Source organism: Asanoa hainanensis, from assembly GCF_900188485.1.
Classification (GTDB): domain Bacteria; phylum Actinomycetota; class Actinomycetes; order Mycobacteriales; family Micromonosporaceae; genus Asanoa; species Asanoa hainanensis.
Map to the genome: position 1 here is coordinate 655,031 of NZ_FZPH01000003.1, position 22,777 is coordinate 677,807.

Sequence of the window (22,777 nt, forward strand, 5' to 3'; positions counted from 1 at the left end):
CGTCGGTGCCGCCCAGCGCGACACGTGCTATCAAAACGGGATGACTGACCTCGACGACCTGGAGGCCCGTGCGCGGGCGTGGCTGGCCGACGACCCCGACGAGACGAGCCGGGCCGAGCTGGCCCGGGTGCTCGACGGGCTGCCCGGCACCGCCGCCGATCTGGCCGACCGGTTCGCCGGGCCACTGACCTTCGGCACGGCGGGGCTGCGCGGCCCGCTGCGGGCCGGACCGAACGGGATGAACCTCGCCGTGGTCACCCAGGCGGCGGCCGGCCTCGTGAGCTGGCTCGGCGCCCGCGGTGCGTCCGGTCCGCTGGTCATCGGGTACGACGCCCGCCACGGCTCGAAGGAGTTCGCCGAGCGGACCGCCCGGGTCGCGACCGGTGCCGGGCGGGAGGCGCTGGTGCTGCCGCGCCCCCTGCCGACGCCGGTGCTGGCGTACGCGGTCCGCAAGCTCTCCGCCGCCGCCGGTGTGATGGTGACCGCCAGCCACAACCCGCCGCAGGACAACGGCTACAAGGTCTACCTGGGTGCTTCGCTTGGCGGGTCGCTCGGTGCCGGTGCGCAGATCGTGCCGCCGGCCGACGTCGAGATCTCGGCCGCCATCGCGGCCGTCGGTGCGCTGTCGTCCGTACCGCTGGGATCGCTCGGGGTGGTTCTCGACGAGGACATCGTCGAGTCCTATGTGGAGGCGGCGGCCCGGGTCGTCGATCCGGACGGGCCGCGTGACCTGGCGGTGGCCTACACACCGCTGCACGGCGTCGGAGCCCAGGTGCTGGCGGCGGCGTTCGCGCGGGCCGGTTTCGCCCGGCCGCACGAGGTCGCCGAGCAGACCGAGCCCGACCCGCTCTTCCCCACGGTGGCGTTCCCCAACCCGGAAGAGCCCGGCGCGATCGACCGGGTGATCGAGCTCGCCACGGTGACCGGCGCCGACATCGCGATCGCCAACGACCCCGACGCGGACCGGTGCGCGGTGGCGATCCCGGGCCCCACGGGTTGGCGGATGCTGCGCGGCGACGAGGTGGGCGTGCTGCTCGCCGACCACCTTCAGCGGCGCGGGGTGACCGGGCGCTTCGCCACGACGATCGTCTCGTCCTCGCTGCTGTCCCAGCTGTGCTCGCGGCGCGGAGTTCCTTACGGTGCGACGCTGACCGGCTTCAAGTGGATCGTGCGGGCCGGTGACGACCTTGCTTTCGGGTACGAGGAGGCGCTCGGGTACTGCGTGGCGCCCTCGTTGGTCCGGGACAAGGACGGCATCACGGCGGCGCTGCTGGTGGCCGAGCTCGCGGCGGGGTTGAAGGCGTCGCTGCGGACGATCGGCGACCGGCTGGACGAGATCGCCGCCGAGTACGGCGTGTACGCCACCGACCAGCTCTCGGTCCGCGTCGACGACCTTTCGGAGATCGACACGGCGATGGCGTACATCCGCAACAAGACGCCAGGTTCGCTGCTCGACGACGCGGTGATCTCGGTCGAGGACCTGGCGCCCGCGAACGACGTGCTGATTCTGCGCACCGAGTCCGCCCGGGTCGTGGTCCGGCCGTCGGGCACCGAGCCCAAGCTGAAGGCGTACCTGGAAGTGGTCGAACCCGTCGTGGACGGCGACGTGGCGGCGGCGCGGGAGCGGGCTTCGGCGTCGGTCCGGGCTCTGCGCACGGAGACGGCGGCGGCGCTCGGGATCTGGTGACTAACCGGTGCGCCACACCCAGGCGCCGCCGACGTCGTCGGGGATCTCGCCGGTCAGCTCGATCACCAGTTGCCTGAGCTGGCCGGCGTTGGTCTCGGTCTGCGGCAGCACCAGCGCGTCGGCGCGCCAGAAGGCCACGTCGTCCGCGAACTTGGCCCTGGTCTCGTCGGTGACCGGCGGCAGGTCGCCGGTGCGGCTGGTCTGGTCGAACAGGGCGCCGCTGAACCGGGTCGGCGCGTTGAAGATGGCCCGGTTGTCGGCGCCCTCGGTGGCGGGTCCGAGGAAGTACCCGCCGGCGATGGCGAAGCCGATCTGCGCCTGGGCGGCCCAGCGCATGCCGTCGAGGTAGATGTTGTCGGTGACGGGCACGAAAACCAGACTGCGACCGTCGGCGGCATAGTCGCGCCAGAGGCCCTGGGTGACGAACGCGGGTGTGCTGGGGACGTCGACGGTCGGGAGTTGCTTCGGCGCCAGCGGCACGAGTGCGCCGAGGATCGCCGCAGCGGTGACGCATCTGATGGCCACGGCCACGTTCGCGTTGCGCCGCGTTCGCGCGAATCGCAGCGCCTGGTCGGCGCCGAGCGCCAGCAGGGCAGCGGCGACGGGCACCACGATCAGCGAGAGGCGCGTCGGCACGACCGAGTTGAAGATCGGCAGGTTCTCCAGCCAGCGCCATGGCCCGTCGACCCCGGTGTCGTCCTGGTCGATCATGATGTGCGGCCCGAGGGAGAGGGCGCCGAAGAGCAGGCCGGTGACGACCAAGGCCCAGGTCGTCCTGCGCCGCCAGGTGAGCGCGACGCCGATCACACACATGACCAGCAGCGGCCAGCCGAGGAAGCTGTTCTCCTCGGCCGGGCCCTGGGTGAGCCGCTCGGCTGACTCGGTGCTGCCGGCGATCGAGAGGCGGGCGAAGGCCGGGTAGGCCGCGAGGTCGGTGCTGACGTCCTTCACCGCCGTGGGCACGCCGCGGTAGCTCTGCGGGCCGAAGAACTGCACCCAGAGCGGGTACGCGAGCAGGGCGCCGGCCGTCACGATCGCGATGGCGAGGCCGCCGAGGAAGCTCGGGATCCTGGCCTTGGTTTTCTTGGGGTTGAACAGGACGTAGCAGAGGACGAAGACGAACAGCCCGAGCGCGGTGTAGAGCAGGACCTCCTCGTTGACGAAGGCCTGGTAGGTGACGAGGAGGCCGAGCCAGATCCCGCGCCGGACCGCCCGGCCAGGTCGGGCGAGCCGGATGACCGCGACGACGAGCCAGGGGACGACGAACTGGGCGGTCCAGTTGACGTGGCCCTGGGCGTGGCTGACCAGCCCGGGCGCGAACCCGCAGAGCGCGCCGGCGGCGAACGCGACGAGCCGGTTGTCGACGAGGTGGCGGCTGAACACCCAGTACCAACCGAAGGCGGTGCCGGCGAGCCCGATCACCAGGAGGACCGCGAAGGCGGTCTCAGGCCCGGCGAGCAGGGTGATCGGCGACATCGGGATGCCGAGCCCGAGCACGGAGGTGTTGGCCATGAGATTGACGCCGTCGGGCATGTTGAGCGACTTGGTGGTGAAGGGATAGATCCCGTGCTCGGCCACCTGCGCGCCGTGGGCGAGGACCCACTGGAAGAAGACGTGGTCCTGCGGGTTGACGGCGGGGGTGGCCTGGCCGAGATCCACCCACAACCGCCCGGTGACCGCGAAAGCGGCACCGAGGTAGAGCAGGGCGACGCCAACTGTTACTGCCGGGCCGACCCACGTGGGCCGGGCGAGCCGCTCTGCGCCGGCCGGCGGTCCCGTTTGATCGCTGACGGCAGAGGCCACGGTTTCACAGCGTAGTGGCGCGGTCGCGCTCCGACGTGGTGTTCAGACCGCGCCCACAGCGAGTTGGCAGCCACCCGTGACCCACCGGCCTGGCCTCCAACCGGCTGCGGGCCGGGCGGCACGCCCCCACCGCGGGCCAGCAAGGCCCGCGCGACCGGCCACCGCCGCGGGCCGCGAGGCCTGGCGGTTGCCTAGTGGGTTACCGGGCGGGGGGTGCCCAGGGCGGCCTGGATGGCCTTGCCGAGCGCGATGACGACCAGGGCGACCGACGGGCGGACCGTCGACTGGTCGAGGCCGATGCCGCCCGAAAAGCCGGCGCCGCTGGCGATGCGCTCTAGCTTCTCGTGTGCGGTGGCGGCTTCGTCGCCGGTCAGGCCCAGGGCGGCCTCCATGCGGCTCGCGGCGATCAGCGTCGCCAGGGCCGCCGTGCGCTCGTCGGGGGCGCCCTCGCCGGACAGGGCGGCGGCGAGGCGGCCGCGGGTCTCGTTCTCGACCGTCGCGTCGACCGATGGGTAGCGGTGGACGTGGATGAACTCGAGCTCGACCTCGTCGACGTCGCGGATCACGCCGCGGCCGACGAGGTCCGAGAGGACGCGGTCGCGCAGGCCGTGGCGGAGCCGCTGGACCCAGGAGGCCGGGGTGTGCGGCACGTTCGACTCGATCTTGGCAAGCACCTCGTCGGCCACGGGCACGCCCGTCGGTGTCGCGTCGACCACCACGATGTTGCCGTCCGCGTACGCGATCCGGCCCGCGAGGGCCAACTCCACCAGCACTGCCGCGGCCATGCCGAGGTCGAGCCCGATCCGCGAACCGGTCGCCTTCCCGGACTCGTTGTCGTAGGCGAGCAGCAGAAGCTCCTCGGCGATCGGAACAGTGGTCATGGCCCGGAACGGTAGCCGCTTCGCGCCCGCGTCGCACTCACCGGTCGCCCATGCGTCAAAAACGGGGCATTCCGCCGAACTGGCGGTCACCCGCGTCACCCAGGCCCGGCACGATGTACATCTTGTCGTTGAGCTCGTCGTCGATCGATGCCGTGACCAGGCGCAGCGGCAGCCCCGAGCGCTCCAGGCGGGCGATGCCCTCCGGGGCGGCCAGGACGCAGATCACCGTGATGTCGGTGCAGCCGCGGTCGGCCAGGAGCCGGCAGCAGTGCTCCAGCGAGCCGCCCGTGGCCAGCATCGGGTCGAGCACCAGCACCGGAATGCCGCTCAGGTCGGCCGGGAGCGACTCCAGGTAGGCCCGGGGCTCGAAGGTGACCTCGTCGCGGGCCAGGCCGACGAAGCCCATCGACGACTCGGGTAGCAGCGCCAGCGCGGAGTCGGCCATGCCCAGCCCGGCGCGCAGGACCGGCACCAACAGCGGCGGGTTGCCCAGCCGGGTGCCCTGGGTCGGTGCGACGGGGGTCTCGATGGGGTACTGCTCGATCGGGAAGGCGCGCGCCGCCTCGTACACCAGCATCGTGGTGAGCTCGTGCAACGCTGCCCGGAAGCTGCCGGGCTCGGTGCCCGCTTCGCGCATCGCCGTCAGGCGGGTCTGCGCGAGGGGATGGTTAACAACTTGTACGTCCACGGTTGGTCAAGGTACCGGTCGCTGATGATCTGTGGGCAGGCCTGTGGATAGTGCCCCACCTGTGGATAACTCATCGACCTCACGCCGCACCCGTACACTCGTCCGCATGACAGCGACGACGGCGTCGGACCTGTCCTCAGTAACAAGCTCCGACGCGGCCCTTCGGGCATTTTTGCACGGTCTGCCCGGGGTCGACCAGGTTGGCGCGGAACAGCGCGCCGCGATGCTCGGCACCCGGTCGATCAAGACGACCGCCAAGGCATGGGCGATCGACCTGGCGATCCGCATGGTCGACCTGACCACGCTGGAAGGCGCCGACACCCCCGGCAAGGTGCGCGCGCTCTGCGCGAAGGCCCGGCGACCCGACCCGGCCGACCCGACCTGCCCGCCGGTGGCCGCGATCTGCGTCTACCCGGCGATGGTGCCGGTGGCCACCGAGGCCCTGGCCGGCTCCGGCATCCACACGGCGAGCGTGGCGACGGCCTTCCCCTCCGGCCAGGCGCCGCTCGAGATCAAGCTCGCCGACACCAAGGCCGCCGTGGCGGCCGGCGCCGACGAGATCGACATGGTGATCAACCGGGGTGCCTTCCTGGCCGGGCGCTACCTCGAGGTCTTCGAGGAGATCGCGGCGGTCAAGCAGGCCTGCGGCCCGGCCCACCTCAAGGTCATCCTGGAGACCGGGGAGCTGTCGACCTACGACAACGTCCGCCGCGCCTCCTGGATCGGCATGCTGGCCGGCGGCGACTTCATCAAGACGTCGACCGGCAAGGTCCCGGTCGCGGCGACGCTGCCGGTCACGCTGGTGATGCTCGAGGCGGTCCGCGACTTCCGCGACCTGACCGGGCGCCAGGTCGGCGTCAAGCCGGCCGGCGGCATCCGCACGACCAAGGACGCGATCAAATACCTGGTGCTGGTCAACGAGACGGCCGGCGACGACTGGCTCGACCCCGACTGGTTCCGGTTCGGCGCGTCGACGCTGCTCAACGACCTGCTGATGCAGCGCACCAAGCTCACGACCGGTGTCTACGCCGGTCCCGACTACTTCACGCTGGACTGACGATGTTCGAATACGCCCCCGCCCCCGAATCCCGCGCGGTCGTCGACATCAAGCCGTCCTACGGCCTGTTCGTCGACGGCGCCTTCGTCGACCCCGCCGACGGTGCGTACTTCAAGACGATCAACCCCGCCTCCGAAGAGGTGCTCTCGGAGGTCGCCGAGGCCGGCCCCGCCGACGTCGACCGTGCGGTCGCCGCGGCCCGGAAGGCCTACGACAAGGTCTGGTCCCGCATGCCGGGTCGCGACCGCGCCAAATACCTCTACCGGATCGCCCGGATCATCCAGGAGCGCGGCCGCGAGCTCGCCGTCCTGGAGTCGCTCGACAACGGCAAGCCGATCCGCGAGTCCCGCGACGTCGACATCCCGCTGGTGGCCGCGCACTTCTTCTACTACGCCGGCTGGGCCGACAAGCTGGCGCACGCCGGGTTCGGCCCCGCACCGCGCCCGCTGGGCGTCGCGGCGCAGGTCATCCCGTGGAACTTCCCGCTGCTCATGCTCGCGTGGAAGATCGCGCCGGCGCTGGCCGCCGGCAACACCGTGGTGCTCAAGCCCGCGGAGACCACGCCGCTGACCGCCCTGCTGTTCGCCGAGATCTGCCAGCAGGCCGACCTGCCCCCGGGCGTGGTCAACATCGTCACCGGCGCCGGCGAGACCGGCCGCGCGCTGGTCGAGCACGCCGGTGTCGACAAGATCGCGTTCACCGGCTCGACCGACGTGGGCAAGGCGATCGCGCGCTCGGTGGCCGGCTCGCGCAAGAAGGTCACGCTCGAGCTCGGCGGCAAGGCCGCCAACGTGGTCTTCGAGGACGCGCCCATCGACCAGGCCGTCGAGGGCATCGTCAACGGCATCTTCTTCAACCAGGGCCACGTCTGCTGCGCGGGCTCGCGGCTGCTGGTGCAGGAGTCGGTCTACGAGCCGGTGCTCGCCTCGCTCAAGCGGCGGATGGCCCGGCTGCGGGTCGGTGACCCGCTCGACAAGAACACCGACATCGGCGCGATCAACTCGGCCGCCCAGCTCGAGCGCATCCGCACGCTGTCCGACATCGGCGGCGAAGAGGGCGCCGAGCGCTGGTCTCCGCCGTGCGAACTGCCCGAGAACGGCTTCTGGTTCGCGCCGACCATCTTCACCGGCGTGACCCAGGCCCACCGCATCGCCCGCGAGGAGATCTTCGGCCCGGTGCTGTCGGTGCTGACGTTCCGCACGCCCGCGGAGGCCGTCGAGAAGGCCAACAACACGCCCTACGGGTTGTCCGCCGGCGTCTGGACCGACAAGGGCTCCCGGATCCTGTGGATGGCCGACCGGCTGCGCGCCGGCGTGGTCTGGGCCAACACGTTCAACAAGTTCGACCCGACGTCGCCGTTCGGCGGCTACAAGGAGTCCGGCTACGGTCGCGAGGGCGGCCGCCACGGGCTGGAGGCATACCTCGATGTCTGACGCACGCGTGGCGGTCCGCAAGACCTACAAACTGTTCATCGGCGGCAAGTTCCCGCGCAGCGAGTCCGGCCGCTCCTACATAGCACAGGACGCCAACGTGGCCCTGGCCTCCCGCAAGGACGTCCGCGACGCGGTCGTCGCCGCCCGGGCCGCGGTGAAGGGCTGGTCGGGTGCGACCGCCTACAACCGCGGCCAGATCCTCTACCGCGTGGCCGAGATGCTCGAAGGCCGCCGCGACCAGTTCATCGGCCTGGGCCTGCCCACCGCCGAGGTCGACGAGGCGATCGACCGCTGGGTCTGGTACGCCGGCTGGTCCGACAAGATCAGCCAGGTCTACGGCGGCGCCAACCCGGTCGCCGGCCCGTACTTCAACCTGTCGTCGCCCGAGCCCACCGGCGTGGTCGGCCTGGTCACCCCGCCGTCGTTCCTGGGACTGGTCAGCGTCATCGCCCCGGCCATCGTCACCGGCAACACGGTGGTCGCCCTGGCCGCCCACGACGCGCCTCTCGCGGCGGTAACGCTCGCCGAGGTCTTGGCCACCTCCGACCTACCCGGCGGCGTCGTCAACATCCTGACCGGCGACCCGGCCGAAACCGCGCCGTGGCTGGCCGCCCACATGGACGTCAACGCCATCGACCTGGCCGGCGTCACCGACCAGACCCTGGCGACGTCGCTGGAGGAAGCCGCCGCCGGCAACCTGAAGCGCGTCATCCGCCCCTCGGCGTCGACCCCCAGCTGGTCCGACGACCCGGGCCTGACCCGCATGACGGCCTTCCTGGAAACCAAGACGGTCTGGCACCCCAAGGGCATCTGACCGCCCTGCCTCGCCGCCAAACGTGGCGGCCCGCCCACCGGGCCGCCACGTACGCACAGACCGGAACGCCACGTCCGGCGGCGCGGTCGCCGACCGTGGCAACCGGACCGCGCTCGCCGGCGACATGGCCCCTACTCGGGTGCGTCGGCCGGCGGTGGTCGAGTGCGATGTCGGCTTGGTCTTCCTCGTCGTCTCGTGCGCAGCCGTCGCAGGCGATGTCGAAACACCGTCGGTGTCAGAGCGTCGTCGGTGTAGATGACCATCCAGTTCTTGGTTTCCATCGCGACCACCTCCCGGGTCACGCGGAAACTACCGGCTGCCACCGACAGAAAACTCCTGTCCGCGGGCGGCGTTGATCTCGGGTGCGTGCTCGACCGCCCACTCGCCGATCGCGATGACCAGCGGCAGCAACGAGCGGCCCAGGTCGGTCAGGGCGTACTCGACGCGCGCCGCCGTCTCCTGGCGGCTCACCAGGCCGTCGCTGACCAACGTCCGCAACGTCCGCGTCAGGATTCGGCGGCTCAGGCCGTGGATGGCGCGGTCGAGCTCGTTGAAGCCGTACGGATGCTCGCGCAACAACGCCAGCACCAGGACGCTCCACTTCTCACCGACGCGGCGCAGTACGTCCGTGGCGGCGCAGGCCGCGCGGTCAGTTTCCGTGACGGGCAACGGGAGCACAGGTGACATGGATGTGCCTTCTTTCGGACGGGCCGCGATGCCGCACAGGATCGAGTATGCGCACAGTGGTGATCGCGGGCGGCACACGCGGCATCGGCGGGGCTCTCGCCGCCCGGCTGAGGGAGCGGGGCGACAACGTGATCGCGATCGGCAGCGCCGACGCCGACCTCACGTCGGTCCGGCAGACCACCCGGCTGATCGACCGGCTGCCGGGCCGCATCGACGCGCTCGTGCTCGCGGCCGGGCGCTTCGACCAGCGGCGGGTGGAGACCGGCGAAGGGCTGGAGCAGACCTTCGCGATCTACGTGGTGAGCCGCTACCTGCTGGCCGACCGGCTGCGGCCGGCGTTGGAGGCCGCGGCGACGACACCCGTGGTGCTCAACCTCAGCGGCACGGGCGGCATCAAGGCCGGCCGCATCCATTGGGACGACCTTCAGCTCACCCGCGACTACACGATGTTCAGGGCGACGATGCAGGGCGCCCGATCCAACGACCTGCTCGGCATCGACTTCGCCGCGACCCGGCCCGGCCGCGTTCGCTACGTCCTCTACAACCCGTTGTTCGTCGACAGCGGCATGCACCGCCAGTTCCGGCAACCGCTGCGCACGCTGATCGGCACGGCAGCCGCGCTCCTCGGGACCACAGTGGACGCTGCCGCCGTACCCCTGGCCGATCTGCTCGATAATCCGCCCGACGCACCACTGACCGCGCTCCGCCGCGGGAAGCCGGTGGCATTGTCCGCGGACCCCGCTGCGGCCGCGCGCCTCCGGGCCGTCCTCACGGACCTGGTCGACCGGGTGTAGCTTTCCCGAGCGCGACAGGGAAGGCGGACACACATGGAGATCACCGAGGCACTCGCCACCGACGCGGGTATGTGGGGGCTCTGGTCGCCCACGGCCTTTCACGACGTGGTGGACTACGAGACCTGGGAGGACGCCCTCCTGGAGGACGAGGACATTCTCCGGCACGTCGTCGCCGGCGCCTTCGTGCCGATCAACATCGACGGTGACGGCGCCTACCAGTTCGTTGCCCGGGTCGGTTCCGCCTCCGAGCCGGCGGGGCTGACGGAGCGCGAAAGCGCGTACACCCTCGTGATCTCGGATCCTTATCTCTTCGTCGCCACCGCCGGCGCGGTCATCAGCGGCATCGAGCACGTCGGCGACGACCCGGACAACGGTCTGCGGATCCCGCTCGAGCCGGGTCGCTGGCAGGTGACCGTCGCCCTGGTCGACTGGACCGCCGAGCCCGGTGCGCAGGACGACGACGGTGCCCCCAAACCCGGCGCCCTGCCCGACTTCGTGGTGCTGATCAACCCCGGGACGAGCGGCGGCTACCGGGCCAAGGTGGAGACTTTCGACCGGGAAGAGGATCAGAGCCGCTTGAACTCCGCGGAGTAGTCGTCGTCGACGAAGCGCAGGGAATCACCGAAGCAGAAGTACGGATCGTCTCCGTTGACCAGGTCCAGGTTGACCGAGCTGTTCCGCGAGCTGCCCCGATACAGCACGACATCCCCGGTGCCCTTGCTGCTGGTGACGTACTCCTTCCCGCCCTTGTGGAAGACACTGGCGGTCACTTTGCCGTTTATTCGTTCTGTCCACTTCGTGCCGTTGACCGTGGCCTTCCAGGTGGCGTTCTTCCAGACGACGGTGACACGCCCGTCGGCCTGGTAGGTCATCGTCACACCCGCACCACCACTGAAGATCGTGTCGTGGCCGTTGATTTTCAGCGTCTGCTGGCCGCCGATCGACCGCCAACTTCCGACGACACAGCTGTCGACCGGGGCGGAGGACGGCGTCGGCGTCGGCGTCGGCGCGGCCGACTGCGACGGCGACAGTGGCCCCGTCGAAGCCGCGCCGACAGCGCGCCCCGTGCCGGACCCGTCCGAGCCCAGCGACGGACCCACCACGACCGCGACCGCGGCCACCGACACCACAACGGCGGAGAGCACCACGACCTGCCGGGTACGCGACGGCGACCGCGGCACCGGAGACGCGAGCACGGCCGTCGGCGACTCGGCCGCCACGGGTGGGCGCACGCTGCCCTCCGCGACCACCAGCTCCGGCTGTTCGACCAGGATCGGCGCGACCGAGAAGGCCCGGTGCAGCGCCGTGCTCACGGCTGGCATCCGGCTGGACCCGCCGGTCAGGTAAATGGCGGCGAGGTCCGCCGTGACGACCCCGGCGGCCTCGATCGCGGCCCGCGTCGCCTCGACGGTTCCGGCCAACAACGGCGCGGCCAGCTCGTCGAGCTCCTCCCGGCCCACCGTCACGTCGGAGTCGAGCAACGGCACGTGCAGGAGCGCGGACGTGGCCCGGGACAACATCTCCTTGGCGGTACGCGCGTTCTCCCACAACTGTCGGCTCGCCCGCCGATCGGCGGTGGACGCCGGATTGACCAGCCGCTCCCAGACCTCGGGCGAGGATTGGCCGACCGTCGCGCCGAGCCGCCGCACCACGGCCGCGTCGAGGTCCAGGCCGCCGCAGTCGTCCCGGCCCTCGGTGGCGAGCACCTCGAAACCGCCTGGCCCGCGTCGTACCACCGAGACGTCGAAGGTTCCTGCCCCGAAGTCGTAGACGATCGCGCACCGCCCGACCGGCACGGCCTGACTGGCCACGCCCGCGAACAGGTTGGCCGCCGCCACCGGCTCCGCGACCAGCTCGACGACCGGGAAAACCCGCTCGGCGGCCTCCGCCAGCACGCGCCGCCGTTCGGTGCCCCAGGCAGCCGGAAAGCTCAGGGTCACGGACGTCACCGGCTCACCCGCGATCCGCGTCGCCTCCTGGCCGACGCGCGACAGGGTTGCCCCGATCAGTTCCGCGACCGGCACCTCGCGATCGCCGAGCAGGACGGCGCCGTCGCCGATGCGTTGCTTGGGAAAGGGCTCGAACGCGGCGGGTACGGACAAAGCCGTGTGCCACGCGTCGCGGCCGACCAACAGACGCCCCGTGCCGTCCAGGCAGACCCCGCTGGGCAGCAGCGGCGAGCCGTCGAACAACACCGTCCGCGGCTCGCGGCCCACCTGTGCCAACACGGCGACCGTGTTGGACGTGCCGTAGTCGATGCCCAACCGCACGCCGTCGCTCGCCACGACACAACGGTAATCGATGATCACCAACGCGAACCACGGCCAAAAACGTCAGACCCCGTTCCTAATATGACCCGCATGACTGGCGATGGGCGTCGGATGCGGTGGGTGGTCGGGGCCGCCGTCGCGGTCCTGCTCGCCGCCGGTGCCGTGGTGGCTTACGGGGTCGACGGCGCGCTCGGGCTGAGCTATTCGGCTGCCGACGTCCCGGTCGAGCGGGTCGCGGAGGCCGGGCCGGCGCCGCTCGCCGCACCACCAGCGATCGCGGCGATCCGGGTTCCCGACGACCCGTTGGTGACTCGCGCGGCCGGTGTCGTCGCGGACGCGTTGGAGGCTCGCGGCCGGCCACGACCGAAAATCGGCGGGACGGGGCCGGCCCAGTTGACGGCCCGGATCGCCGCCCTTCCGGGGGCCCGCTCGCTCGAGAGTTTTCGCCTGACCAGCGCGGCCGGCGGCATCACCGTCACGGGCGTGACCGCCGCCGGCACCGCCGCAGGTCTCTACGCGGTCGCCGACCGCATCCGGTCCGGTGCCGCGATCACCGGTGACACCGTGACCGCGCCACGGCTCGGTCTCCGGCTGACCGACGCGGGCTCCGTCGGCCGCGAGGCGGCGCCCGACGAGACCGACTACTCGCTCAACACCGACGTCGTGGGCTCGGCGCTGCTGCCGGACGCCCCGTGGGTGGACAGAGCCGCCGCCGAACGAATCGGCGCCCAGTTCCGTGCGTTCGTCGACCACTCACTGAGCCAGGGCTACAACGGCATCGTCATCCCGGGCTTCCTGGAATACGTGACGTTCGAGGGCGTCGGCGTCTACGACGACGGCGATGACCACATCGGCCGCAACGAGGCGTTGGTGGCGGCGTTCGCACCGATCTTCCGGTACGCGGCCGACAGCGGCATGAAGGTCTACTTCCTCACCGACATGCTCGCGCTATCCCCGCCCCTGGAACGCTTCCTGGCCCGCACCACCGGCGGTCTCGACGCGACCGACCCGCGGCTGTGGGCCGTCTACCAGGCCGGGCTGGCCGAGTTGTTCGAGCGGATGCCGTTCGCCGGCGGCCTGATGATCCGAATCGGCGAGGGTGGGGCGGTTTACCGGCAACAGGGCTGGGACTACGAGTCCCGGCTCGCTGTCACCACGCCCGAGGCGGTGCGGGCGATGCTGACCGCGCTGCTCGCGACGGCGGGCCAGGGTGGGCGCGACATCATCTTCCGCAGCTGGACCGTCGGCGTCGGCGCCGTCGGAGACCTGCACACCAATCCGGCGTCCTACGACGAGGTGCTCGGCACGATCGACGACCCGCATCTGGTCGTGTCCACCAAATACCCGGCCGGCGACTTCTACAGCCACCTGCCACTGAACCCGACGCTGACGAGGGGCAACCAGCGCCGCATCGTCGAGTTCCAGTCGCGCCGCGAGTTCGAGGGCTTCGGCTCGCTGCCCAACGACCTGACCGCACTGCACCAGCAAGCGCTGCGCACGTTCCTGGCCGCGAACCCGCGCGTCGAGGGCAGCTGGACGTGGACCCAGGACGGTGGTCCACTGCGGGCCGGCCCGACCTCGCTCTATCTCCGTGCCGGCTTCTGGCAGCTGTACGACCTCAACACGTACGCGGCGGCTCGGCTGGCCTGGCGCCCCGACACCCCGGCCGAGGAGATCACCCGCGACTGGGTCAGGCAGACCTTCAGCACCGACCCCGCCACCGAGCGCGCGATCACGGGCATGTTGGCCCGGTCCCGCGCGGCGGTCACCAAGGGCCTCTACATCGGACCGTACGCCGACAAGCAGGTGAAGGCGCTCGGCCTCGAGCCACCGCCGATGATGTGGATCTTCGAGTGGGACATCGTGACCGGCGACTCGGCCGCGCTCGACAGCATCTACGCCGTGAGCCGGGACCGGCTCGACGAGGCGATCGCCGGCGGTGACCGGGCGGTCGCGCTCGCCGTCGAGATGCGCGACCTGGTCGCCGCGACGGATCCGGCCACCTACCGCGACCCCGCGTTGCGGCAACGACTGACCGACACCCTCGACTTCCAGGTCGACCTTTTCGAGACCCTGGCCGCCTACCGGACGACGGTGCTGCGCCATGCCCAGTGGCTCGACACAGGCGATGGCACGGCCCGCCAGCAGTGGCAGGCGGCACGGGCCGTTTACGAGACGCGCAAGGCGGGGCACCTGGCCCGCTACGGCGGAGACCGGGACCTGCCGGCCTACCAGTTCACCGCGGCCGACCTCGGCACCGATCGGGCCGACCGCGACCCCGCGATGGCCTGGCTGGCCCGCGTCCTCCTCGCGCTGGTCCTGCTGGTCGTCGCTCTCGGCGCGGCCAACCGCAACGCCGCTTGCCGCGCGCTCTGGCTGGGCGCCACCCGTCCGTGGGGGCTAGGCCGGCCGCCCGACCGCGCGACCGCCGCGAGCGTCGTTGCCATCGCCGCGGTGGCGCTCGTGGCCAGCCGCCTCGTCTACACCTGGTTCGCCGCACCGGCCCACCTGGTCCTCGTGCTGACGGCGTGGCTGGTGTTCGCGCTGATCGCCCGCGCGCTGACCGACAACCGAACCTGGGCGGTGATCGGCGGCGTGATCCTGCTCCGAACGGCCCTGCTCCTGGGCGCGCTGGCGGTCCGCGGGCCCGGCCACTACTGGTTCGAGTTCTGGACGGCGCCCACCGCCCGCGCGGTGTACATCACCGTCGCGTTCGCCGGTTTCGGCTGGCTCTTCGTCGCGGTCACGCTGGCCCAGCCCGGCACCCGCCGCCGGCGCGCGGTCGGCAACACCCTCGTGGCCGGCGGCGGGACCTTAGCGGTGCTAGCCGCCGGAATCGCGGCGCTCGGCCTCGAACGCGCCCTCACGATCTGGAACGACCAACTGGCCCTGCTCCCGTGGGGGCTGTCCCGGATCCTCGGCATCACCGTCTACCTCGGCATCCCGACCAATCTGCCGCTGGTCGCCCTCGCCGCCGGCGTGGTCACGGCCGCAGCCGGCGCGGCCGTTCGCTGGTCGGCCGCCACCGACGGAGGCGCCAGGCCCGACGGGCGGTCGGCGTCCAACACCGGCAGGCAGAGCCGGCTAAGAAGGAGGTCCGTGGCCAGGACGTCATGACGGCCGCGGCCCGCCGGGCCAGCAGGTGCCGGCCGGCCGGGGGCCAAGACTTTGACCGGCCGGGGGCCAGCACGTGGCAGCCGGCCTGGCGGCCCAGCACGTGGCAGCCGGCCTGGCAGGGGTTAGCACTTTGACCGGCCCAGCCGGCCAGTACGTGGTAGCCCGGCGCGGTGGGCCAGCACGTGCCAGCCGACCCGGCGGGCCAACATGTGCCAGCCCGCCCGGCGGGCCAACATGTGCCAGCCCGCCCGGCGGAGCCGGCTGTTTGACCGGCTCAGCGGGCCAGCACGTGCCAACCGTCCCCGGCGGCCAGCACGTGCCAGCCGGCCCGACAGGGCCAGCAGGTGCCGGCACAGCCGCTTGCTCTCCGGCTGTTGCAGAGCACGGCCGCCAAGCGGTCGACAACCACAGGCACGGCCGGCGGTTCTCTGCGGACGGTGCTGGCCGCCCGGTCGCTACCGGGAGGCGGCCGGGCGCGGGCTGGCTACTACGCAGGGTAGGATCGACGCGTGACGCGGTTGGGAGATCTCGAGCGGGCGGTGATGGACGTCCTCTGGGATCGGTCCGCGCCGGCCACGGTCCGTGAAGTCGTCGATGCGCTCAACGGGCGTGACCTGGCCTACACCACCGTGATGACCGTGCTCGACCGGCTTGCCGGCAAGGGCATGGTCGAGCGTGAGCGCACCGGCCGGGCCTGGAGCTACCAGCCGGTCGCCGGCCGCGACGCGTACATCGCGCAGCTCATGCTCGACGCTCTCGAGATGGCCGGGGAGAAGGACGCGGCGCTCGTGCGGTTCGCCCGGTCGGTGACCGGCGACGAGGCCGAGGTGCTCCGCGCCGCCCTGGGCGAAGACAAGGCTTGACCGATGCTCTACACCGCACACTTCGGCGCGGCGGTGCTGGGCTGTTATCTCGTGGCCTGGGTGATGCTCCGGTCCCGCTGGCCGGCCACCAGCCCGACCGTCGCCATCCTCTGCTGGCAGGGCATCGGCCTGGCGGTGGGGCTGTCCGCGATCGGGATCCCGATCTCGTTGGGCCTGGCACCCTACGGCCGCCCGCCGGGCACCGCTCTGCGGATCCTGGCCGACGACCTGGCCGGCGGCCGCCTCCCAGCCGAGCTCGGCGTCGGCCACCTCGCGCTGATCAGCGTCGGGCTCGGCATCGGCGTCGTGCTGTTCTGGTCGACCGGCTCCAGCCTCCGGCACGCCGCCAAGGCTCGGCAGCGCCAGCGTGACCTGCTCGCGCTTGTCGCCCGGGCCGATCCGGCCGCGCCGGGTGCGCTGGTGCTCGACCACCCGAGCGCGGCCGCCTACTGCGTGCCGGGGCTGCGCCCTCGCGTCGTGATCAGTGCCGGCGCGCTCAGTCTGCTCCGTCGTGACGAGCTCGCCGCGGTGCTCAGCCACGAGCAGGCCCACGCCAAGGAGCGGCACGACCTCGTCCTGCTCCCGTTCTCCGCCCTGGTCCGCGCGCTGCCCGGGGTGAGCTGGATGGTCCGCGCCATGGCCGCCGTCGCCCTGCTGGTCGAGATGCGCGCCGACGACCGGGCCCGCCGCCAGCACACCGACGAGCTGCTGGCGGCCGCGCTGGCCCGGTTCGCGACCGCGCCGTCGCGCGTCACCCCCGCCGGCATGCTCGCCGCCGCCGACCACGACATCGTCGCCCGGGTACGCCGGCTCCGCGCGCCGCTGGGCCCCACCCCGCTGGCGGCCCTGGTCGCCCTGGCCAGCACCACCGCGCTGGCCGCGCTCCCGGTCGCCCTGTTCCTCTCCTAAACGCCAAGCTACGACAGCACGTAGTAGAGTCATGTCCATGACTACTACACAACGTAGCACTGATAGGTAGGGAAGCTACGTGTAGCATCGCTATAACAAGCGAACCTCACTATCCCCTCGGAGGGGCTTGGTCATGGACCCCTTGCCGCTCGCGCGCCTGCAGTTCGCCACCACGACCTCGATCCACTTCCTGTTCGTCCTCGTGACCCTCGGGCTGGTGACGCTGCTGGTCTATCTCCAGACCGCCGCGTTCATCACCCGCAAGCCGGTGTACGAGCGGATGGTCCGCTTCTGGGGCACCATCTACCTGATCAACTACGTGCTCGGCATCGCGACGGGCATCGTGATGGAGTTCCAGTTCGGCCTGAACTGGAGCGGCCTGTCCCGCTACACCGGCAACGTGTTTGGCGCACCGATCGCCATGGAGACGCTGCTCGCGTTCTTCCTCGAGTCGACCCTGCTCGGCATGTGGATCTTCGGTTGGCACCGGTTGCGCCGCGGTGTGCACCTGGCGCTGCTCTACGGCGTGGCCATCACGGCGTACCTCTCGGCGTTCTTCATCATGGCCGCCAACGCGTGGCTGCAGCATCCGGTCGGCTACGAGGTCCGCGACGGGGTCGCCCACCTCACCGACTTCACCGCGTTGCTGACCAACCCCACGTTCACGATGGCGCTCGGCCACGTGACGTCCGCCGCGGTGCTGACCGGCGGGATGGTGCTGGCGGGCATCAGCGCCTGGCTGATGCTGCGCCGCAGCCCCGACTACGAGCTCCTGCGCAAGTCGCTGTGGATCGGTCTGGTCACGGTGACGATCGCGGGCGTACCCCTGATGGGCTTCGGCTTCGCCCAGTTCGGCGCCGTCGGCCCCGTGCAGCCGACCAAGTTCGGCGACGACGCGGCCAAGGCGCAGGCGGTCGCCGACTTCACGGCGCGCTTCGGACCCGGCGACTACCTGCCACCGGCGTACGCCAATGTCGGTCTCGGTTTCATGATCCTGATCGGCTTCACCCTGGCCTGGTCCTTCGTCATGCTGCCGCTCTTCTACCGCGACTGGATCGTCCGGCTGAAGTTCCCGCTGGTCATCGTCGGGCTCTGTCTGCCGTTGCCGTTCGTGGCCGCGATTCTCGGCTGGCTCACCCGCGAGGGCGGGCGCCAACCCTGGGCCGCGTACGGGCTGCTCAAGGTCGACGACGCCGTCAGCCCGATCAGCGGCGGCGTGCTGCTGGCGTCCTTCCTCGGCTTCACCGCGCTGCTGCTGACCCTCGCCGTCACCAACTGGGTGCTGATCGCCAAGCGGGCCGCCCGGGGCACCGCCGACCCCGCCCTCGGCCGCTCCCTGGCCGACATCACCGCCGAAGACGACGAGCGCCGGCCCGAGCCGGCCCTGGCCCGATAGGGGAAGACCGATGGAAATCGCCTGGTACGCGGCCCTGGGGCTGGTCTTCGCCGGCTACCTGGTGCTCGGCGGCCTGGACTACGGCGTCGGCCTGCTGCTGTCCGGCGTCCGCGACGACGCCCGGCGGCGGACCGCGCTCACCGCGGTCGGCCCGTTCTTCCTCGGCAACGAGGTCTGGCTGGTCGCGGCCCTCGGCATCCTGTTCGGCGCCTTCCCCCGGCTGGAGGGCGAGCTGCTGTCCGGCTACTACCCGGCCGTGGTCGCGGCCCTGGTCGGCGTCCTGCTGGTGACCGTCGGCGTGCAGGTGCGCGGCCGCCCGGCCGACCCGGCGGCCCGGGCCCGGTGGGACCGGGTCGTGGTGGCCGGCAGCACGCTGGCGGCGCTGGGCTGGGGTGCGCTGCTCGGCGGGCTGCTCCAGGGCCTGCCGCTGGACGCGGACGGACACGTCGCCGGCATCGGCCATCTGGCCACCCCGTTCGTCGCCGCGACCGCGATCACACTGGTGACCCTCGTCGCACTGCAGGGCGCCACCTTCCTGTCGCTGCGGATGCCGGCGGGGCAGGCACCGGACCGGGCGGGGCTCGTCCGGCGGCTCGTGCCCGTCGCGCTCGGCGCCGTCGGGCTGGCCACCCTGCTCGGCTCGCTCTCGGCGGAGGTGCGGGCGGCGGTGCACCCGCGCGTGCTCGTACCCCTGCTGCTGATGGTCTTTGCCCTGCTCGCGGCCCGTCTCCTGGCCGAGCGCAAGGCTGGCTGGGCGTTCGTCGCGAGCTCGGTGGCCCTGGTGGCGCCGGTCCTGCTGGTCGGTCTGGGCCGCTACCCGGCCGCCCTGGTGTCGACGGTCGACCCCGCAGCGACGCTGACAGTGGCCGAAGCGGCGGCCGCACCTGCGACGTTGCGGCTGCTCGCCTGGGTGGCGGTGCCGTTCGTTCCGGTGCTTATAGGCTTCCAGGCGATGTCCTGGTGGGTTTTCCGCGGGCGGATCGACGGCAAGGCCCCGGTCTACTGGTGAGCCGCCGCCGACCTTTCGACCCGCGACTGTTGCGTCGGGTGCCTGCCACCCGGCGCCACTTCGTCGTGCTCGGATTGTGCGGCGTGGCTACCGCGGTCGTCGTCGTGCTCCAGGCCACCGCGCTGGCGGCGGTGCTCGCCGCGGGCGCCGGTGGCCGGCTCGACCGCACCGCCCTCGGCCTCTTCGTCGGCCTGGTCGCCGCCCGCGCCGTTCTCGCCTGGGCGCAGGGCGCGGTCACCGCCTGGAGCGCCGCCGCCGTCAAGCAGGCGCTGCGGGTCGAACTGCTCGGTTCGGTGACCCGGCGCGACCCGGCCTGGCTCGCCGGCCAGCGCGGTGGCTCGCTGGCGACCCTGGCCGGCCGCGGCCTCGACGGTCTGGACGCCTACTTCACCGGTTACCTCCCCCAGCTCGTACTCGGCGTCACGATCCCCATCGCCGTCCTCGCCCGGCTGGTGTTCGCCGACTGGACGTCGGCCTTGATCGTCGCGGTGACCATCCCGCTGATCCCGATCTTCGGCGCCCTGGTCGGCTGGCAGGCGCAGGTCGCCACCGAGCGGCAGTGGCGGCGGCTGTCCCGACTTGGCGGCCACTTCCTCGACATGCTCAGCGGGCTGCCCACGCTGCGCGCCTTCGGCCGGGCCCAGGCGCAGGTCGACGTCGTGCGGCGGATGGCGGACGCCCACCGGGCGGCGACCATGCGGACGCTGCGCATCGCGTTCCTGTCGGCCCTGGTGCTGGAGCTGGTGGCGACGATCTCGGTCGCCCTGGTCGCGGTGCCGGTGGGGCTGCGGCTGCTGTCCGGCGGGCTGACCCTGCAGGTCGCGCTGCTCGTGCTCCTGCTGACCCCCGAGGCGTACCTGCCGCTGCGCGCCGCCGGCAGCAAGTTCCACGCCAGCCTCGAAGGGCTCACCGCCCTCGACGACGCGCTCTCCGCGCTGCCGGACGAGCCGGCGCCGGGCGAGCCGGCGCCGTCGGTGGGCACGGCGGTGGTGCGGCCCGGGCCGATCGTGCTGTCCGGCGTGACGGTCGAGTACGAGCGGACGACCGCCCTGCGCGACGTCACCCTGACCATCCAACCGGGCGAGCGGGTCGCGATCGTCGGCCCGTCCGGCGCCGGCAAGAGCACGCTGCTCGGGCTGCTGCTCGGCTTCGTGCGCCCGACCGCCGGCCAGGTGCTGGTGTCCGGCGTCGACCTGGCCACCGCGGACCTCGACGCCTGGCGCCGCACGGTCGCCTGGGTGCCACAGCGCGCCCACCTGTTCGCCGGCACCGTGGCCGACAACGTCCGGCTCGGCGCGCCGGCCGACGCCGACCTCGCCCGGGCCGCCGCCGCCGCGGCCCTCGACGAGGTGGTCGACGCGCTGCCCGAGGGCTGGCAGACCATGCTGGGCGAGCGGGGGTACGGGCTGTCCAGCGGCCAACGGCAGCGGATCGCGCTGGCCCGGGCGTTCCTGCGGGACCAGGCCGCGCTGGTGCTCCTCGACGAGCCGACCGCGCGGCTGGACGCCGCGTCCGAGGCGGCCGTGGTCGACGCGACGATCAGCCTCCTCGAGGGGCGCACCGGCGTCTTCGTCGCGCACCGGCCGGCGCTGCTGGCGGCCGCCGACCGCGTGCTGCGGGTCGAGGACGGCGTGGTGACCGAGATCTTGCGCCCGGCGCCCGCGCTGCCGACCGGGGTCGGTGGTTGACGTGACCGCCGCCGAACGCGTCGTCCTCCGGATCGCCCGGCCGTGGCTGAGCCGGCTGGTCGGTGCCGGCCTGCTGGCCGCGGGCACCGAGCTGGCCGGGCTCGCGCTGATGGCCACCGCCACCTGGCTGCTGATCACGGCCGCGGGCCAACCGCCGGTCGCCGCGCTGACGGTGGCGATCGTGGCGGTCCGGACGCTGGCGATCGCGCGCGGCGCGCTGCGCTACACCGAGCGGCTGGCGGGCCACGACGCGGTCCTGCGGATCATCACCGAGGTCCGGGCCCGGATCTTCGCCACCCTCTCGACCCGCCCGGCCCGGGCCACCGACCGCTCCGGCGACGCGCTGAGCCGACTGGTGTCCGATGTGGACGCGGTGCAGGACCTGCTGCTCCGGGTGCTCGTGCCGGGTGCCGCCGCCGGCCTGGTCGCGGTGCTGGCGGTGCTCGGCGCCGGGCTGCTCAGCCCGCTGGCCGCCCTGCCGCTCGCCGCCGGGCTGCTGCTGGCCGGCGTGGTCCTGCCGTGGCTCGCGTCGGCGCTGACCCGGCGCACGGCCGCCGAGGTGGCGCCGCTGCGCGGCGCGCTGGCCGTCGACGCGGTGGACCTGACCGCCGGCGCGGCCGACCTGGCGGCGTTCGGCGCCACCGAGGCCGCGCTGGCCAGGGCCGCGGGGCGCGCCGCCGAACTGGCCCGGCTGGAGCGCCGCCTGGCGCTGATCGGTTGGGCGGTCGACGGCGCCGGAGTGCTGCTCGCCGGCGCCACCTCGGCCGCCGTGGTGCTCACCGCCCTGCACGCCGGCACCTCCGGCACGCTGGTCGGCGTGCTCGCCGTCGGCACCATCGCCGCCGTCGAGTCGGCCCTGGCGCTGGTCGGAGCCGCCCGCCAGCGGACCCAGCTCGGCACCGCCCTGTCCCGGGTCTCCGCGCTGCTCACCGATCCGCCCCCGGCGCCCGTCGCCGGAGCGGCCGCCGGCACGCCCGGCCTCGACGCCGTCTCGGTCACCTACCGGGCCGGCGCGGAGCCCGCGCTGCGCGACGTCACACTGCGGCTGCCGGCCGGGCGGCGGGTGGCCGTCGTCGGGCCGAGCGGCGCGGGCAAGAGCACGCTGCTGGCCGTCCTGGCCGGTGCGGTCCGGCCCGACCGCGGCACGGTTGTGGGCGCGGGCGACCCGCACCGGGTGGGCGGGCTGTTCGCGGACGCGCACGTGTTCCACGCCCCGGTGCGCGACAACCTGCTGCTCGCCCGTCCCGACGCGACCGACGAGGACCTCGCCGCGGCGACCTCCGCCGCCGGCTTCCTCGACTGGGTGCGCGACCAACCGGCCGGCTGGGAGACAGAGGTCGGCGAGGACGGCGGCCAGCTCTCCGGCGGCCAGCGGCAACGGCTCGCGCTGGCCCGGGCGCTGCTGCTGCGGCCCGAGGTGCTGGTGCTCGACGAGCCGACCGAGGGGCTCGACCCGGGCGCCGCCGACGCGGTGCTCGCCGCCGTGGTGGCCGCCACCCCCGGCGCGATCGTGCTCGTCACCCACCGGTTGAGCGGTCTCGACGACTTCGACGAGATCCTCGTGCTGGACGCGGGTCGCGTGGTGCAACGCGGCCGCCACGCGGACCTGGTCGCCCGGCCGGGCTGGTACCGGGACCAGTGGTCGACCCAACAGGGCTACCTCGCCGTCGCGACTTAGGGG

The 22,777-nt window shown here is 72.5% G+C and carries 18 protein-coding genes; 13 read left to right on the forward strand and 5 right to left on the reverse strand.

The features are described 5' to 3' along the window. Window positions 1–40: 40 nt before the first annotated feature. Window positions 41–1,687: a phospho-sugar mutase gene (locus tag CHC05_RS10630; protein ID WP_089247261.1), complete on the forward strand. Its 1,647-nt coding sequence runs from the start codon at window positions 41–43 to the stop codon at window positions 1,685–1,687. Here CHC05_RS10630 and CHC05_RS10635 read toward each other — a convergent pair whose 3' ends face one another. From CHC05_RS10635 to upp, 3 genes are all read right to left on the reverse strand, one after another. Further along, entirely contained in the window at window positions 1,688–3,490 is a 1,803-nt protein-coding gene (locus CHC05_RS10635) for a DUF6541 family protein (protein ID WP_144022545.1), read from the reverse strand. 191 nt (window positions 3,491–3,681) lie between these two features. Then, the gene (locus CHC05_RS10640; protein ID WP_089247265.1) at window positions 3,682–4,371 is read right to left on the reverse strand and encodes a GOLPH3/VPS74 family protein; all 690 of its coding nucleotides are present in this window, start codon (window positions 4,369–4,371) and stop codon (window positions 3,682–3,684) included. A gap of 55 nt (window positions 4,372–4,426) precedes the next feature. Continuing rightward, window positions 4,427–5,059, reverse strand: coding sequence for a uracil phosphoribosyltransferase (upp, locus tag CHC05_RS10645; RefSeq protein ID WP_089247267.1), 633 nt, complete (start codon window positions 5,057–5,059; stop codon window positions 4,427–4,429). Between the two features lie 106 nt (window positions 5,060–5,165). Here upp and deoC point away from each other — a divergent pair, with 106 nt between their 5' ends. From deoC to CHC05_RS10660, 3 genes are read left to right on the forward strand one after another with little or no spacing between them, the layout of a single operon-like run. Next, entirely contained in the window at window positions 5,166–6,116 is a 951-nt protein-coding gene (deoC, locus tag CHC05_RS10650) for a deoxyribose-phosphate aldolase (protein WP_089247269.1), read from the forward strand. A 2-nt stretch (window positions 6,117–6,118) separates the two neighbouring features. Then, the gene (locus tag CHC05_RS10655) at window positions 6,119–7,549 is read left to right on the forward strand and encodes an aldehyde dehydrogenase family protein (protein WP_089247271.1); all 1,431 of its coding nucleotides are present in this window, start codon (window positions 6,119–6,121) and stop codon (window positions 7,547–7,549) included. Continuing rightward, window positions 7,542–8,363, forward strand: a complete 822-nt coding sequence (locus CHC05_RS10660; protein WP_089247273.1) for an aldehyde dehydrogenase family protein — start codon at window positions 7,542–7,544, stop codon at window positions 8,361–8,363. The genes CHC05_RS10655 and CHC05_RS10660 overlap by 8 nt, the downstream gene beginning before the upstream one ends. 309 nt (window positions 8,364–8,672) lie before the next feature. Here CHC05_RS10660 and CHC05_RS10665 read toward each other — a convergent pair whose 3' ends face one another. Further along, window positions 8,673–9,050 (reverse strand): winged helix-turn-helix transcriptional regulator, encoded by a 378-nt coding sequence (locus tag CHC05_RS10665; RefSeq protein ID WP_089247275.1) that lies wholly within the window; start codon window positions 9,048–9,050, stop codon window positions 8,673–8,675. A gap of 47 nt (window positions 9,051–9,097) precedes the next feature. Between CHC05_RS10665 and CHC05_RS10670 the strand changes: the two genes are divergently transcribed. Next, window positions 9,098–9,844: a Rossmann-fold NAD(P)-binding domain-containing protein gene (locus CHC05_RS10670; RefSeq protein WP_089247277.1), complete on the forward strand. Its 747-nt coding sequence runs from the start codon at window positions 9,098–9,100 to the stop codon at window positions 9,842–9,844. Window positions 9,845–9,877: 33 nt separating this feature from the next. After that, window positions 9,878–10,438, forward strand: a complete 561-nt coding sequence (locus tag CHC05_RS10675) for a hypothetical protein (protein ID WP_089247279.1) — start codon at window positions 9,878–9,880, stop codon at window positions 10,436–10,438. Here the strand turns inward: CHC05_RS10675 and CHC05_RS10680 are convergent. After that, entirely contained in the window at window positions 10,411–12,129 is a 1,719-nt protein-coding gene (locus tag CHC05_RS10680) for an Hsp70 family protein (protein WP_179266119.1), read from the reverse strand. The two genes, CHC05_RS10675 and CHC05_RS10680, sit on opposite strands and share 28 nt — an antisense overlap. Window positions 12,130–12,204: 75 nt before the next feature. Here CHC05_RS10680 and CHC05_RS10685 point away from each other — a divergent pair, with 75 nt between their 5' ends. The 7 genes from CHC05_RS10685 to cydC all read left to right on the forward strand — a co-directional run bounded on the left by CHC05_RS10685 (window position 12,205) and on the right by cydC (window position 22,774). Then, window positions 12,205–15,231 carry a hypothetical protein gene (locus CHC05_RS10685; protein ID WP_245870757.1) on the forward strand — a complete coding sequence of 1,009 codons (3,027 nt, stop codon included), beginning with the start codon at window positions 12,205–12,207 and terminating at the stop codon, window positions 15,229–15,231. Window positions 15,232–15,740: 509 nt separating this feature from the next. After that, entirely contained in the window at window positions 15,741–16,094 is a 354-nt protein-coding gene (locus CHC05_RS10690; RefSeq protein WP_089247285.1) for a BlaI/MecI/CopY family transcriptional regulator, read from the forward strand. A 3-nt stretch (window positions 16,095–16,097) separates the two neighbouring features. Further along, window positions 16,098–17,003 carry a M56 family metallopeptidase gene (locus tag CHC05_RS10695; RefSeq protein ID WP_089247287.1) on the forward strand — a complete coding sequence of 302 codons (906 nt, stop codon included), beginning with the start codon at window positions 16,098–16,100 and terminating at the stop codon, window positions 17,001–17,003. 133 nt (window positions 17,004–17,136) lie between these two features. Further along, window positions 17,137–18,399 (forward strand): cytochrome ubiquinol oxidase subunit I, encoded by a 1,263-nt coding sequence (locus CHC05_RS10700; RefSeq protein ID WP_089247289.1) that lies wholly within the window; start codon window positions 17,137–17,139, stop codon window positions 18,397–18,399. Between the two features lie 10 nt (window positions 18,400–18,409). Beyond that, the gene (locus CHC05_RS10705) at window positions 18,410–19,408 is read left to right on the forward strand and encodes a cytochrome d ubiquinol oxidase subunit II (protein WP_089247291.1); all 999 of its coding nucleotides are present in this window, start codon (window positions 18,410–18,412) and stop codon (window positions 19,406–19,408) included. Next, window positions 19,405–21,096: a thiol reductant ABC exporter subunit CydD gene (cydD, locus tag CHC05_RS10710; protein ID WP_245870758.1), complete on the forward strand. Its 1,692-nt coding sequence runs from the start codon at window positions 19,405–19,407 to the stop codon at window positions 21,094–21,096. The genes CHC05_RS10705 and cydD overlap by 4 nt, the downstream gene beginning before the upstream one ends. Beyond that, complete coding sequence (cydC, locus tag CHC05_RS10715; RefSeq protein WP_089247295.1) at window positions 21,089–22,774, forward strand: thiol reductant ABC exporter subunit CydC; 1,686 nt, start codon at window positions 21,089–21,091, stop codon at window positions 22,772–22,774. Before cydD ends, cydC begins: the two co-directional genes overlap by 8 nt. Window positions 22,775–22,777 lie beyond the last annotated feature (3 nt).